At 68.2% G+C, this 12,903-nt stretch carries 17 protein-coding genes and 1 pseudogene; 11 read left to right on the top strand and 7 right to left on the bottom strand.

Annotated features, from left to right (window positions below):
- Window positions 1–430, top strand: a pseudogene (locus FXN61_RS26750) (TetR/AcrR family transcriptional regulator C-terminal domain-containing protein); the annotation flags it as partial.
- 1 nt (window position 431) lies between these two features.
- Here FXN61_RS26750 and FXN61_RS26745 read toward each other — a convergent pair.
- Window positions 432–599 (bottom strand): hypothetical protein, encoded by a 168-nt coding sequence (locus FXN61_RS26745; RefSeq protein ID WP_167976780.1) that lies wholly within the window; start codon window positions 597–599, stop codon window positions 432–434.
- Between FXN61_RS26745 and FXN61_RS26740 the strand changes: the two genes are divergently transcribed.
- The 3 genes from FXN61_RS26740 to FXN61_RS26730 all read left to right on the top strand — a co-directional run bounded on the left by FXN61_RS26740 (window position 600) and on the right by FXN61_RS26730 (window position 2,210).
- Complete coding sequence (locus FXN61_RS26740; protein ID WP_167976779.1) at window positions 600–836, top strand: hypothetical protein; 237 nt, start codon at window positions 600–602, stop codon at window positions 834–836. It abuts the gene before it with no gap.
- A gap of 73 nt (window positions 837–909) precedes the next feature.
- Complete coding sequence (gene bla / locus FXN61_RS26735; protein ID WP_312878011.1) at window positions 910–1,770, top strand: class A beta-lactamase; 861 nt, start codon at window positions 910–912, stop codon at window positions 1,768–1,770.
- A gap of 2 nt (window positions 1,771–1,772) precedes the next feature.
- Complete coding sequence (locus FXN61_RS26730) at window positions 1,773–2,210, top strand: GNAT family N-acetyltransferase (protein WP_167976777.1); 438 nt, start codon at window positions 1,773–1,775, stop codon at window positions 2,208–2,210.
- 22 nt (window positions 2,211–2,232) lie between these two features.
- Here the strand turns inward: FXN61_RS26730 and FXN61_RS26725 are convergent, their stop codons facing one another.
- Window positions 2,233–2,529 carry a hypothetical protein gene (locus tag FXN61_RS26725; protein WP_167976776.1) on the bottom strand — a complete coding sequence of 99 codons (297 nt, stop codon included), beginning with the start codon at window positions 2,527–2,529 and terminating at the stop codon, window positions 2,233–2,235.
- Between the two features lie 119 nt (window positions 2,530–2,648).
- Between FXN61_RS26725 and FXN61_RS26720 the strand changes: the two genes are divergently transcribed.
- Together FXN61_RS26720 and FXN61_RS26715 are read left to right on the top strand one after the other, a co-directional pair.
- Entirely contained in the window at window positions 2,649–4,346 is a 1,698-nt protein-coding gene (locus FXN61_RS26720; protein WP_167976775.1) for a cellulase family glycosylhydrolase, read from the top strand.
- A 27-nt stretch (window positions 4,347–4,373) separates the two neighbouring features.
- On the top strand, window positions 4,374–5,243 hold the full coding sequence (locus FXN61_RS26715; RefSeq protein WP_167976774.1) for an NAD-dependent protein deacetylase: 870 nt from the start codon (window positions 4,374–4,376) through the stop codon (window positions 5,241–5,243).
- Window positions 5,244–5,256: 13 nt separating this feature from the next.
- On the opposite strand, the gene FXN61_RS26710 is transcribed toward FXN61_RS26715, so the two are convergent.
- Window positions 5,257–5,613 (bottom strand): RNA-binding S4 domain-containing protein, encoded by a 357-nt coding sequence (locus FXN61_RS26710; protein WP_167976773.1) that lies wholly within the window; start codon window positions 5,611–5,613, stop codon window positions 5,257–5,259.
- A gap of 27 nt (window positions 5,614–5,640) precedes the next feature.
- Here FXN61_RS26710 and FXN61_RS26705 point away from each other — a divergent pair, with 27 nt between their 5' ends.
- On the top strand, window positions 5,641–6,174 hold the full coding sequence (locus FXN61_RS26705) for a chorismate mutase (RefSeq protein WP_246292048.1): 534 nt from the start codon (window positions 5,641–5,643) through the stop codon (window positions 6,172–6,174).
- On the opposite strand, the gene FXN61_RS26700 is transcribed toward FXN61_RS26705, so the two are convergent.
- Entirely contained in the window at window positions 6,171–6,494 is a 324-nt protein-coding gene (locus FXN61_RS26700; protein WP_167976771.1) for an STAS domain-containing protein, read from the bottom strand. The two genes, FXN61_RS26705 and FXN61_RS26700, sit on opposite strands and share 4 nt — an antisense overlap.
- 292 nt (window positions 6,495–6,786) lie before the next feature.
- On the opposite strand from FXN61_RS26700, the gene FXN61_RS26695 reads away from it, so the two are divergent.
- From FXN61_RS26695 to FXN61_RS26680, 4 genes are all read left to right on the top strand, one after another.
- Window positions 6,787–8,469 carry a peroxidase family protein gene (locus FXN61_RS26695; RefSeq protein ID WP_167976770.1) on the top strand — a complete coding sequence of 561 codons (1,683 nt, stop codon included), beginning with the start codon at window positions 6,787–6,789 and terminating at the stop codon, window positions 8,467–8,469.
- A gap of 58 nt (window positions 8,470–8,527) precedes the next feature.
- A complete protein-coding gene (locus FXN61_RS26690) occupies window positions 8,528–8,989 on the top strand; it encodes a DoxX family protein (protein WP_167976769.1) in 462 nt (153 codons plus the stop codon).
- A 90-nt stretch (window positions 8,990–9,079) separates the two neighbouring features.
- Entirely contained in the window at window positions 9,080–10,315 is a 1,236-nt protein-coding gene (locus FXN61_RS26685; RefSeq protein ID WP_167976768.1) for an MFS transporter, read from the top strand.
- Window positions 10,316–10,688: 373 nt separating this feature from the next.
- Window positions 10,689–11,753, top strand: a complete 1,065-nt coding sequence (locus FXN61_RS26680) for a serine hydrolase (protein ID WP_223165615.1) — start codon at window positions 10,689–10,691, stop codon at window positions 11,751–11,753.
- Between the two features lie 56 nt (window positions 11,754–11,809).
- Here the strand turns inward: FXN61_RS26680 and FXN61_RS26675 are convergent, their stop codons facing one another.
- Genes FXN61_RS26675 through FXN61_RS56515 form a run of 3 tightly spaced genes read right to left on the bottom strand, consistent with a single transcriptional unit; the run spans window position 11,810 to window position 12,903 of the window.
- Window positions 11,810–12,400 (bottom strand): nitrile hydratase subunit alpha, encoded by a 591-nt coding sequence (locus tag FXN61_RS26675; RefSeq protein WP_167976767.1) that lies wholly within the window; start codon window positions 12,398–12,400, stop codon window positions 11,810–11,812.
- The gene (locus FXN61_RS56520; protein WP_223165614.1) at window positions 12,393–12,659 is read right to left on the bottom strand and encodes an SH3-like domain-containing protein; all 267 of its coding nucleotides are present in this window, start codon (window positions 12,657–12,659) and stop codon (window positions 12,393–12,395) included. Before FXN61_RS56520 ends, FXN61_RS26675 begins: the two co-directional genes overlap by 8 nt.
- A complete protein-coding gene (locus tag FXN61_RS56515) occupies window positions 12,652–12,903 on the bottom strand; it encodes an SH3-like domain-containing protein (RefSeq protein WP_223165613.1) in 252 nt (83 codons plus the stop codon). Before FXN61_RS56515 ends, FXN61_RS56520 begins: the two co-directional genes overlap by 8 nt.

The following is a 12,903-nucleotide window of genomic DNA, read 5'->3' as shown; positions in this document are numbered from 1 at the left end:
CTGTCGCCGTACCGGCGATCGGTGTTCGAGGAGGCGCTCGGGCACCCGCTCTTCCCGGTGGCACAAGCCAGTTGCAGCGTCTCCCGCCGCCGCTCCGCTCGTGCTCACCCGCCAGCTCTCGTCGCTGGAAGGACTCGCACCGGTCGACGCGGTGCTGGCGGTGCTGCTGGCCGCCGGTGCGCAGGCGGACGAGGCCGTGCACCTGCTGCGCATGCTTCTCGCCACGTTGATCGGCACGTTGCTGCGCGAGGTGTCGGCGGCTCCGACGTTCGGAAGCGACGACGGTGCGCGCCGCGAGGTGCTGGAGGCCTCCGGGTTACCCTCCGTCGTCGAGACGGCGCCGCACCTCGCGGCGTTCGACCGCAAGGCCGAGTTCGAGTACACGGTGGATCTCGCGATCAGCGCGGTGCTGGACCGTATTGCGGGGTGAGTCAGCGGGTCAGGTCCATGTCCTCGTACAGACCCTGCACCAACCGGCCGGTCAGCTCGTTGTCGGACGTCTCGATCAGGGCCCAGCCCGGCAGACCGGGCACGTCGTCGTCACCGCCCGGGTCGTCCAGGAAGTAGAGGGCCGAGCTCAGCGTCTCGAAGGCGACCATGTGGGCGAACGCGCGCAGGTCCTCCGGCAACGCGCCGAGCGCTTTGAGCCGTTCGCGGGCGGCCTCACCGGCCTCCGTCGTCGAGCCGGTCGACGGCCCGTGCCCGTCGACTGGCCCGTGGTCGCGGCAGCGGGGTTCGTCTTCGCTGCTCTCGTGTACGTGCTCGCGGTGCTGACGAAAGCCGGCCAGACGATCGAGAACGCTGCCCTGTGCGGCGCCGACCAGACAACCAGTTGATCTCTCATGCGTCCTGACAGGTGGAGAGGTTTCCTAAGAAGGGGACAGGACGTTGAGTGTTAACCGACGTGCGGTGCTGGCCTTGGGCGCCGGGGCAGCGCTGGCAGTTGCCGTGCCCGCCACGGCACAGGCTTCACCGCTCACCGGCAAACTGCGCGATCTCGAACGGCAGCACAACGCGCGTCTCGGCGTGTTCGCCACCGACACGGGCAGCGGCCGCACGGTGCTGCACAGGGCGGACGAGCTCTTCCCGATGTGCTCGACGTTCAAGACCATCGCGGCCGCGGCGATCCTGCGCCGTGACCACGACGGTTCGTTGCTGGGCAAGGTGATCCGCTACACGCAGGAAGACGTCACCAAGTCCGGCTACGGCCCGATCACCGGAAAGCCGGAGAACCTCGCGAACGGCATGACGGTCTCGGCCCTGTGCGAGGCGACCATCACCTACAGCGACAACTGTGCGGCCAACCTGTTGTTGCGCGAGCTCGGTGGCCCGACCGCGATCAGCCGGTTCAGCCGCTCGATCGGTGACCCGGTCACGCGCCTCGACCGCTGGGAACCCGAGCTGAACTCGGCGGAACCGGGCCGCACGACCGACACGACCTCGCCGCGCGCCATCGGGCAGAGCTACGCGCGGCTCACGCTCGGCCACGCGCTCAACCGCACCGACGCCGACCAGCTGACGAAGTGGTTGCTGGCCAACACGACCGGCGACAACCGGATCCGCGCCGGGCTGCCGGCGGCGTGGCGCTGGGGCGACAAGACCGGCACCGGCAAGTACAGCACCACCAACGACGTCGGCATCGCGTTCCCGCCCGGTCGCGCGCCGATCATGATCGCCGTGCTGTCGACGAAGAAGGACGCCCCGAACGGCGCGGCCGACGAGCCGCTGGTGGCCAAGACGGCCGAGCTGGTGGCGGGGATTTTCAGCTGAGCGTGGAGATCAGCGGGCTCACGGAGGCCGATCGCGCGGGCTGGCATGCGCTGGTCCGCGCGTTCCACACGCAGTTCGCGGGTGTGCTGGGCGACGACGTCTACGACCAGACCTGGTCTCGGCTGCTCGCCGGCGTGGAGATCAGGGGAATCGCCGCGCGGCTGGACGGCGGGATCGTCGGCTTCGCGCACTACTACTTCCACACCAGCGTCTGGTCCGCCGGCGACTCCCGCTGCTACTTCCAGGACCTGTTCGTCGATCCGGAAGTCCGGCACCGCGGCATAGCGCGTGCCTTGATCGACAGCGTGGCGAGCGACGCCCGGCAGCGGGGCGTCGCACGACTTCATTGGCACACAACGGAGAACAACGCCACTGCACGCGCGCTCTACGACAAGCTGACCACGTACAAGGGCTACATCGCCTACAGCTTGAACCTCTAGCCGACCGGCACCCAGAGCTCGATCACGGTGTGCCGGCGGTAGAACTCGACGAGCGGCCGGGAGGAGTCCCAGGGCCCCAGCGCTTTGAGCTCCTCCATGGCGGGCCCGATCCGCCCGTACAGCTCGGGAGGCTCACCCTCCAGCACCGTGCGCCGGTACCGCCCGTGCCTGCCGTCTCGTCGATGCGCGCGAACATCTTGCGGCCCTTGAGACCCACCAGGTTCTCGAACCAGTCCCACGCCTCGCTCATCGCGGTGAGCTCGTCGGCGACGGTGTGCTCCAGCACCTCGACGTCGTCGCGGGTGATCACTTCGGCCACTGCGGGGCCTTCCTGAAATCGTCGAATGCGTCGAACGCGCTCGATCAACCCTAGCCGGGCGTGAATTCACCGGTTACCGTGCAACGCGAATCTCGTTCACGTTCCCAAAGGCGGCGGCGATGCGGCGAGCGGTACTCCTGACAGTCCTGTTCCTTCTCTCGTTGGTGATCACGCCGGTGCGGGCGGAGTCGTTCGACGGCTCCGAGCTCCGGGTGTCCGGCGGTGTGTTCCGTGACGAGCACGGGCGTGAGGTCGTGTTGCGCGGCTTCAATGTCTCGGGCACGGCGAAGCTCGCCGAGCACCGCGGTCTGCCGTTCGCCTCCATCGCGGACGCGCGCAAGTCCGCGACCGCGATGAAACAGCTGACCGGCGCCAACGCGGTGCGGTTCCTGCTCACGTGGGCGTGGATCGAACCGCAGCGCGGCCAGATCGACCACGCCTACCTCGACGGTGTGACGGCGCAGCTGCGCGCGTTCACCGACCAGGGCATCCGCGTCTACCTCGACTTCCACCAGGACCTGTACTCGCGGTACCTGTTCAACAAGGACAGCTGGTACACCGGTGACGGCGCCCCGGCGTGGGCCGCGAGCGGCTATCCCAAGGAATCGTGCGGCCTCTGCTTCCACTGGGGCCAGAACATGAAGAACAACAACGCGGTCACCGCCGCCACCTACGACTTCTGGCACAACCGCAACGGCGTGCTGGACTCGTTCGTCAACGCGGCCGGCGAGGCGCTCAAGCACGTGAAGAACGCCTTGCCCGCCAACGAGTTCAAGCTCGTCGTCGGGGTCGACCCGCTGAACGAGCCCTACGCGGGCAAGTACGACAGCGGCCAGACCTCGCAGATGTGGGAGCGCGACCTCCTGATGCCGTTCTACCACCGCTTCCGCACCGAGATGGACGAGGCCGGCTGGACCTCGAAGCCCGCTTTCGTGGAACCGTTGGTGTTCTGGAACCAGAACGTGGACTTCTTCGCCGAACCCGGCGGCCTCGCGCTGGTGCCGTCGCTGGGGGAGCGGTTCGTGTTCAACGCGCACTTCTACGACGGCAAGGCGCAGTCGGGTCTCCTCATGCCGGGCAAGGCGGGCGACGGCCAGTACACCCAGGCGTTCAACACCATCCGCGACCGTGCCACCGCGCTGGGCACCACGTCGATCGTCTCCGAGTTCGGGCACCCGGTCTCCGGCAACACGTCCGACAAGGCCTCCTCGGTGCTCAAGGCGATCTACCAGGGCCTCGACTCGACCGCTCCGGGCGCGCGCTGGTGGTCGGCGCCGCGCGGCAGCGTGATCTCCGGCAGCCAGTGGCACTGGGACACCAACTACGACCGCCACCGCGAGCTGATGAACGACAACCCGAACAAGGTCAAGACCGAGGGCGACGCGATGAACGACGAGCACTTCTCGGCGGTGAAGCTCGACGCGTCCGGCAACCCGGTGCTCACCGTCGAGCGCGCCCTCGTCGACCGCGTCTACCCGCAGGCCGTCGCGGGCACCACGCTCGCGTTCACCTACGAGGACCGCGCCTACCAGACGTGGCAGCAGATCCCGTTGCCGAACGTCCGCACACTGGTCGGCTCCGCGCCGTTCGCCGTGCTTGTCTGGGACTCCAACGGAGGCGCAGCGCCGACCGAGGTGCACCTGCCCGCGTCGCTGCGCTCGCCGCTGGTCGTGAGCTCGGCGTCGTCGACCGTGGAGGGCGGCAAGCTGCTGTTGCGCGGCGGTACCGGACGGCAGTTTGCGCTGATCACGGCCCCGTCGGGAGGGAACACCGCCGCGGCGGAGGCGGAGCTGCGGCAGTGGTACCGGAGCTGGTGACTTGCGGTTGATACGTAAGCTGGTGAAGTGCGAACAAGGCCCACTCTGACCTGGTCGCCCTCGGGCCCGTCGCTGCCGCGCACCTCCACCCTCGCCGACGTCGTCCCGATCGTCGACGAAGGCGGCGTGCTGGTGCTCAGCGGCGCGGGCCTCTCCACGGAGTCCGGCATCCCGGACTACCGCGGCGAGGGCGGGTCCCTGCGCAAGCACACCCCGATGACCTACGAGGAGTTCACCACCAGCCGGGCAGGCCGGCAGCGCTACTGGGCCCGCAGCCACGTCGGCTGGCGCACGATCGCCCGCGCGCATCCCAACGCGGGCCATCACGCCGTCACCCGCCTGTCGGGCAAGCTCGCCGGCGTCATCACCCAGAACGTCGACGGCCTGCACCAGGCGGCGGGCACGCGGGACGTGGTCGAGCTGCACGGCGGCCTGGACCGCGTGATCTGCCTGGACTGCAAGCTGCTCTCGCCCCGCGCCGAGCTCGACGAGCGCCTCCGCGAGGCCAACCCGGACTTCGCCGCGACGACCAGCGAGATCAACCCCGACGGCGACGTCTTCCTGCCGGAGGAGACCGTCAAGGACTTCGAGGTCGTCGGGTGCAGAGAGTGCGGCGGCGTCCTCAAGCCTGACGTCGTGTTCTTCGGCGAGAACGTGCCCCGCCCGCGCGTCGAACAGTGCTACTCGCTCGTCGACAACGCCCGCTCCCTGCTCGTGCTCGGCTCCTCGCTGACGGTCATGTCCGGCCTCAGGTTCGTGCGGCGCGCGTTCGCGGCCGGCCTGCCTGTCGTGATCATCAACCGCGGCGAGACGCGCGGCGATCCGTTCGCCTCCCTGCGGGTCGACCTGCCGCTGGGCACATCGCTCACGGAACTGGCGGACGTCGTTCTGCGGTGAAGCTCTCCGACCGCTAGTTCTGAGAACGGAACTGGTCCAGCACCCGGCGTTCCCGCTTGGTCGGCCGCCCGGCACCCCTGTCGCGCCGCGCGATCGGGACGTCCGCCGGTGGCGGGGGAGTGCGGTCGATGAAGCACGTGGCCGCGTCCGCCGCGCCGACCCGTTTCTGGATCACCCGCACGACCTCGACGATCCGGGTCTTGTCGCCGACACGGGCACGGACCTGGTCACCGGGCACCACGGTTGCGGAGGCCTTCGCGGGCTTGTCGTTGATGCGCACGTGGCCGCCCCGGCACGCCTGAGCGGCGTCCGGGCGGGTCTTCGTCAGCCGGACCGCCCACAGCCAACGGTCGATGCGCGTGGACTCCACCCCGCCATCATGGCACTCTCGGAGATCATGAGGATTCTGGCGGTCGCACTGACCCTTGCCGCGTCACTCACCCCCGTCGGCCCACTCGGTGAGCTCACCGACCTCGCCGTGAAGCGCGTTCAGGTCGCGGACCTGGTGGCAGCGGCCAAGTTCGGCACACCCCAACCGATCGACGACCCCGCACGCGAACAGCAGGTCCTCGACGGCGTGCGCACCAGGTCGACGCAGCTCGGCATCGATCCGGAGAACGCGGCACGCTTCTTCCGCGCCCAGATCGAGGCGAACAAGCTCGTGCAACGCGGCCTCTACGCGCGCTGGACTGAGCACCCGGAGGAAGTCCCGTCCAGGCGCCCTGATCTCGGCGCGGAGGTGCGACCGATCCTCGACCGGCTGACGACGGACATCCTCAACGAGCTCAAGGACACCGAGCAGCTTCGTCGTCCCACGCTGAGGTGCGAGATCCACGCGACGATCGCGGAACGGTCGGCCGTGGTGCTGCACCGCCTCGACCGGTTGCACGAGAACGCTTTGGCCGAGGCGATGCGCCCCGTCTGCTCCTAGATCTCCACAGTGGACTTGAGGCCGAGCATCCGAGCGAGCCCTGACAGCTCGAGGATGCGCACCACCTGATCCGACGCCGCGGAAAGCCGCAGCCCACCGGCGGCGGCCGAGGCACGGGCATGTCCCCGCACGAGCGCGCTGATCCCGCTGGAGTCGCAGAACGAGACACCGGAAAGGTCCAGCACGACGTAGCGGTGGCCTTGGTCGAGGAGGCGGTCGAGGCGGGCGAGCAGTCGTTCCGCGCCGGAACCTGCGAGTTCACCGGAGACGGTGAGAAGGGTGGAGGCAGGCGACGACTCGGTCACCGTGACTTCGAGCATTTCGCAGTTGTACCCCCTCGTGCCCGCCAGGAAACGCGGTCCGCTGACCGGATTCGAAGTTGTCTGCCTGCCGCGGCAGCGGTTCCCTCGACGTACCGCGTGCCGATCAGCCCCGCAACGCCACGAGAATTCAAGATCAGGCATTCTGGACCGGCTCGTATCCGTTGTGTGACGACATTTTGGTTGTGACCAAAAGCTTCGACGGAAATTTCGTCCGTACGGAGACTGGTGGTGGGGCAGGTGCTTGTTGGGGAGAACAGGTTGCCTGACAGAGGGGAAACAGGGGGATTACATGAAGAGGCATGTGCGCGACAGTTTCTTCGTCGTGGGCGAAGGTGTGCTGGAATTCGACGACAAAGGTGAGGCCACCACGCGTCAGCCCTCCACGGCGGAGGAGTTGCGCAGGTTCCGGTTCTCGCGACTGGGGCCCAAGGGCCCGAGAACGGACGAGGAGACGCGGGTCGCCCTCGCGACCGCGATCACCGCGAACGTTCCGCAGCCCGACTCGGCGGATCCCGCCGTCCCGGCCGGGTTCACCTATCTCGGCCAGTTCGTCGACCACGACCTGACGATGGACCGCACCGAGTCGCAGCTCGGCCAGGACGTCAACCTCGACGAGCTGATGCAGGGCCGTTCGCCGGCGCTGGACCTCGACTCGGTGTACGGCAGGGGCCCGCGCGACAAGGACGACCAGGCCTTCTACGCCGAGGACGGGGTGAAGCTCAAGGTCGGCACCACGACTCCGGTGCCGTTCCCCGACGAGGGCACCAACGTGCCGTTCGAGGGCTTCGACCTGCCGCGTCGCGGCGGGACGGCCGGCACCGCGGCGGATCGGCGGCTCCCGCTGATCCCGGACGCCCGCAACGACGAGAACCTCGTTGTGGCGCAGACGCACCTCGCGTTCATCCGATTCCACAACCGCGTGGTCGACGAGCTCGCGCTCACCGGCCTCACGGGCGAGCGGCTGTTCCGCGCCGCCAAGGAGCTCGTGGTGCGGCACTACCAGTGGATGCTCAAGACCGACCACCTGCCGCGGATCATCGACCCGGCGATCGTGGACGACGTCTTCACCAACGGCCGCAGGTTCTTCGAGGTGCCCGGCAAGAACTACGGCAGGGACAACGCTCCGACGATGCCCGTCGAGTTCTCGGTCGCCTCGTACCGCTTCGGCCACAGCCAGGTCCGCGGCGCCTACCAGTGGAACCGCGTGTTCAACTCGACCGGTCCCGGCGGGCTCGCGACGCTGTTCGCGCTGTTCACGTTCACCGGCGTGAGCGGCAACTTCGACCCCAGCTCGGGGACGCCCGCCGACCTCGACGACGTCAACCGGGGCCCGATCTTCACGTTGCCCAGCAACTGGATCGCGGACTTCCGGCGGCTGTACGACTTCACCGAGGCGGAGCGCGACGACCTGGTGCCGCCGGCGGAGTTCGGTGGCGGCAACGTCACCAAGCGGATCGACACGCTGCTGGTCGACCCGCTCACGCAGCTGCCGGCAGGCACGTTCGGCGGTCGCGGCACGGTGTTCAGGGAGATCGAGCGCAACCTCGCGTTCAGGAACCTGACCAGGGCCTCGATGATGGAGCTCGCGACGGGCCAGCAGATCGCCGAGCTGTTCGGCGTCGAGCCGCTCACCGCAGAGCAGATCCTGACCGGCAACGGCGGCGCCGTGGTCGACGGCCTGTCCGAACAGCAGAAGGCCCAGCTGGTCGAGGCCACCCCGTTGTGGTTCTACATCTTGCGCGAGGCGGAGATCGGCAACGGACTCATGGGCCCGGTCGGCGGCCGGATCACCGCGGAGGTCTTCCACCGCGCGATGGAGGGCAGCCGGATCTCGATCGTGCGCTCGCCGTACTGGAAGCCCACGCTCGGACCGGACTCCAGCACGTTCAGCATGGTCGACCTGCTGCTGTTCGCGTTCGAGGGCAAGGCGGACCTGCTGAACCCGCTGGGAGACCCGCAGCCGAGCAACTGATCTTCCTCGCTCCTCCTGCCTGGCTGGGTGGTGGCAGCCAGACAGGAGAGGGAGATCAATGTTGCGTCCAGAAACCACACGCCGCGAAAGCACGGAAGAGCGCGTCACCCGTTTCGCGGGTGACGCCGGAATTCCGCTGCTGCGCATTGGACTGGGGGTCGTGTACCTCTGGTTCGGCGTGCTGAAGCTCTTTCCCGGTGGCAGCCCTGCCCAGGATCTCGTCGAACGCACGGTTTCCGCGCTGACGTTCGGGATCATCCACGGGGATTTGGCGAGACTGAGTGCCGCGATCACCGAAATCGGGATCGCACTGGTTCTGCTGAGCTTCCGCGCACCACGATCGTGCGCGGTCCTGCTGATCGGTCACGTCGTGCTGGTGTCGACACCGCTGGTGTTGTTCCCCGGCGAGATGTGGTCAGGTCCTCTGCAGGCGTCCTTCCAAGCCCAGTACATCCTGAAGAACCTGGTGACCGTCGCCGCCGCGGTGGTCATCGCCTCATCGCACTCGAGAGTGCGGTGACGCCGGAGCCGCTCGATCCCTCGGGTCGGGCGCTCCGGCGTCGTGAAAACAGGCCCCGCCGGAAACAGGGCGCTGGGTACGGTGCGAATCATGGGGGGATCACTCGCGCCGCTGGCGCATCCGGCTTTCCGGTGGCTGCTCGCCGGTCGCGTCACGACGATCACCGGCAACGCGATGGCGCCGATCGCGCTGGCGTTCGCCGTCCTCGACCTCACCTCGTCCGTCACCTCGCTGGGTATCGTCGTGGCCGCGCGGTCGCTGGCCAACGTGGTGTTCCTGCTGTGGGGCGGCGTCGTCGCGGACAGGCTGCCGCGGCAGCTCGTGCTCGTCGGATCGTGTGCCGTCAGCACCGTCAGCCAGGCCGTGATCGCGGTGCTCGTTCTGACCGGGTCGGTGTCCGTGCCGTGGTTCGTCGTGCTGTCGGCGGTCAACGGCATGTCGAGCGCGTTCTCCTTCCCGGCCTCCGCGGCCCTGGTGCCGCAGACAGTGCCGGTCGAGCTGCGCCAGCGGGCGAACGCGTTGCTGCGGCTCGGGTTGAACTCCGCGCACATCGGCGGGGCGGCACTGGGTGGCCTGCTGATCGCGTTCACCGGTCCTGGCTGGGGGCTCGCGGTGGACGCGTTGTCGTTCGCGTTGGCGGGTGTGTTCTTCGCCTTCGTTCGGGTGCCTGCCGCTCGTGTCGTGGCCGGGCACAAGCCTTCTGTGCTGTCCGAGCTGAAGGTCGGCTGGACGGAGTTTGCGTCGCGAACCTGGGTCTGGGTCGTGGTGGTGGCCTTCACGTTCGTCAACGCGGCGTTCGCGGGCGGCGTGATGATCCTCGGCCCTGTTCTGGCGGACACCACGTTCGGGCGTGAGACGTGGGGCCTGGTCCTGGCCTCGCAGACCGCGGGCATGGTCGCCGGCGCCGTCATCGCGTTGCGCGTCAAGGTGCGGCGCCTGCTGCTGCTCGGCGTGGTGTGCGTGGCGGCGTTCGCGGGCCCGCCGCTGGCGATGGCCGTGCACCCGGAACCGTGGTTGCTCATGATCACCGCGTTCGTGTGCGGGCTGGGCCTGGAGCAGTTCGGCGTGGCGTGGGAGACGTCGCTGCAGCACCACGTGCCGGAGGACCGGCTCGCGCGGGTCTACTCCTACGACATGCTCGGGTCGATCGTGGCGATTCCGCTGGCACAGCTCGCGATCGGCCCGGTGTCGCACACGTTCGGGGTCCCGGCGTCCCTCGTCGGCTGCGCGGTGATCTACCTGCTCGCGACCGCGGGGATGGTCGCTTCGCGGTCTGTGCGCTCGGTCGAGAACGTTCCTTCGGTAGGCTGCGTCAGCAGAACTTGATGTCACACGTTCGTGTGGATAACGCTTTACCGGGGGAGTGGATGAAGCTCAAGCGGTTCGCCGTGCTGTGCACGGCGCTCACGTTGACGGGTGCCGCCGTGGCACCGGCCGTGGCCTCTGAGGAAGGCCATCACCGGTTGGCCGAGCGTCTGCGTGAGGCGATCGTCGCGCAGAACTTCAAGGACGTGATCGACCTGACCCCGCCGGTAGCGGGTGCGAGGTCGGCAGGTCAGAGGGAGAAGTACGACCAGACTCCCGCCGAGCTGATGAACAGAGCGCGGGCGCGGTCGGCGATGGCGGGCAAGCCGTTGCACCAGACGCCGAACATGGACGCGGCGATCATCGAGCTCGACGCGGTGGCCGGCCGAAGTCCGTGGCCAACGTGCTGCTCAGCCCGCAGTACCCGAACGGCGTGGTCGTGCCGGTCAAGCACAAGGGGCTGTCCACCGACCAGGTGCGTTACCGCTGGTGGGACGACGACGAGTGGGACGCCAACGGTGGCAAGGGCACGCGTGACGTGCTGGCCGGCCGGGAGAACGCGGCGATTGACTTCTCCTCGCCGTACCCGGCGTCGGTGCTGAAGCTGATGGTGGGCTTCGGTGTGCTGCGCCTGGCCGACGAGGGCAAGGTCGACCTGGACGCCGACTACGTCTACGACCCGAACCCGGTGCGTCCGGCGTGCGGCGGCCCGTCGGTGAAGAAGATCCGGCAGCACTTCGACGAGATGATCACGAAGTCGCAGAACGAGTCCACCTGCGCGCTGATCAAGTTGATCCACGACAAGAACGCGTGGGATCTCGTCAACCAGACGTTCGTGGACCTCGGCATGCCGACGCTGATGGTCACCGAGACCATCCCCGGCAACGGCGGCCGCTGGATCGGCTCGAACATGAGCGGCCTCGACACCGCGAAGCTCCTGCTGCTGGTCAACGGTGGCGCCGGCGTGCTGTGGACGACCGACAAGGGCAAGCCCGTCACCCGCAACGAGCTCTCGTACTCGTCGCGCAAGTTCTTCCAGGAGACCCTGGCAGGGCAGGGCCACAACGAGATGCTGTCCACGCCGAACTGGTGCGGCCGCGACTACCCGACGCAGGGCATCCCGCAGAAGGTGCCGTCGCGCTGGATCAAGCCGGACGGCACCGTGACCGTCGGCGACGCGATCTACGACCGCGACGTCCGCCCGTGCAACGAGGCCGCCGAGGTGACGTTCGCGCACAAGACCGGCTGGGTCGACACCACCGGTTCCGACGCGGGCATCGTGAAGTCGTTCCGCGGCAAGGACAAGCGCAACTACATCGTCGTCGTGTTCTGCAACCTGGGCACCGACTACGTCGACGCCGACCGCCCGGCCGACCCGCCCGGCGTGTTCCCCGTGCTGTACACCCAGAAGTACGCGCAGCTCGGCAAGGCGATCGACACCATCATGAAGAACATGTAGTTCACGAACATCCAGTTGGCGAAGGGCCGCTTCCACAACGGAGGCGGCCCTTTCGCTCACACGGGCGCGGTGCCGATCAGCCCGTTGCGCGTCACCTTCGCCGCGAGCTCGTCCTCGCTCAGCTGCTCGGTGCCCGCCGGCCTGCGAGGCAGCACCATGTACCGCGTCTCGGCGTTCGCGTCCCACACCCGGATCTCGGTCTCGGCGGGCAGCGTGAACCCGAACTGCTCCAGCACCTCTCGCGGGTGACTGACCACCTTCGACCGGTAGGCAGGGCTCTTGTACCAGGTGGGAGACGGCCCGAGCAGTGCGATCGGGTAGCAGCTGCAGAGCGTGCACACGATCACGTTGTGGACCTGCGGGGTGTTCTCCACGACGTACAGCCGCTGCACCTGAAGCCCGCCACCCATCGACAAGCCGACCGAGGGCAACGCCTCGTTCGCGTTCTCGAGCAGCGCCGCTTTGAAGTCGTCGTCCACCCACGCCCGCGCCACCACGCGAAACCCGTTGGCCGGTGTCGCCTTGTGCGCGAACGCCTCCAGCGCGCGGTCCAGTTCCGCCGCGTCCAGCAACCCCTTCTCTTCGAGGATCGCTTCCAGCTCCCGGACACGTGCCGCGATCGGGGAGTCGTCGTGGTCGTCACTCATCGCTGAGGTAGTCCTCCCAGAGGGACAGCGTGACGCTGTGGTCGCCCTGCCCGAACAGTTCCCGCGCGGTGAACCGCACCAGGTAAACCGGTTGCGGCCGCACGACTCCTCGCGCCCTCAGGTCCGCCAGCGGATGCACGCCGTCGTCGCCGACGACGACGCCCACCCGTCCGCGCGCATAGCCCGGCAGCCGAGTGTGGTGATCAGGGTCCACAGTGGACGTCCTCACCCGGTCACCCGCCCGGTACCGCTCAGACATGGCCCTTCTCCTCGAGAAGTGTGCGAATCCCGCGGAACCAGTTCTCGTAGTACGACGACTCGTGGGACATCGTCCGCTCGACCGCGTCCCGGAACTCGTCCAGGTTGTAGACGCCGCGCCCGATCAGCGCCCGGTTCATCGCGAACACGTGCGCCTCCCAGTCCGCGCGGAAAATCGGCTCGTCCGGCTCTTCGATCACCGGCCCGAACCCGTCCTGCCCGCCGACGTCGTTGATCCTCGGCAT

Source organism: Lentzea indica, from assembly GCF_012184385.1.
In the GTDB taxonomy this organism is placed as follows: domain Bacteria; phylum Actinomycetota; class Actinomycetes; order Mycobacteriales; family Pseudonocardiaceae; genus Lentzea; species Lentzea indica.
Note: the sequence above shows the minus strand (reverse complement) of the source record. Positions and strands in the feature narration are given on the sequence as shown.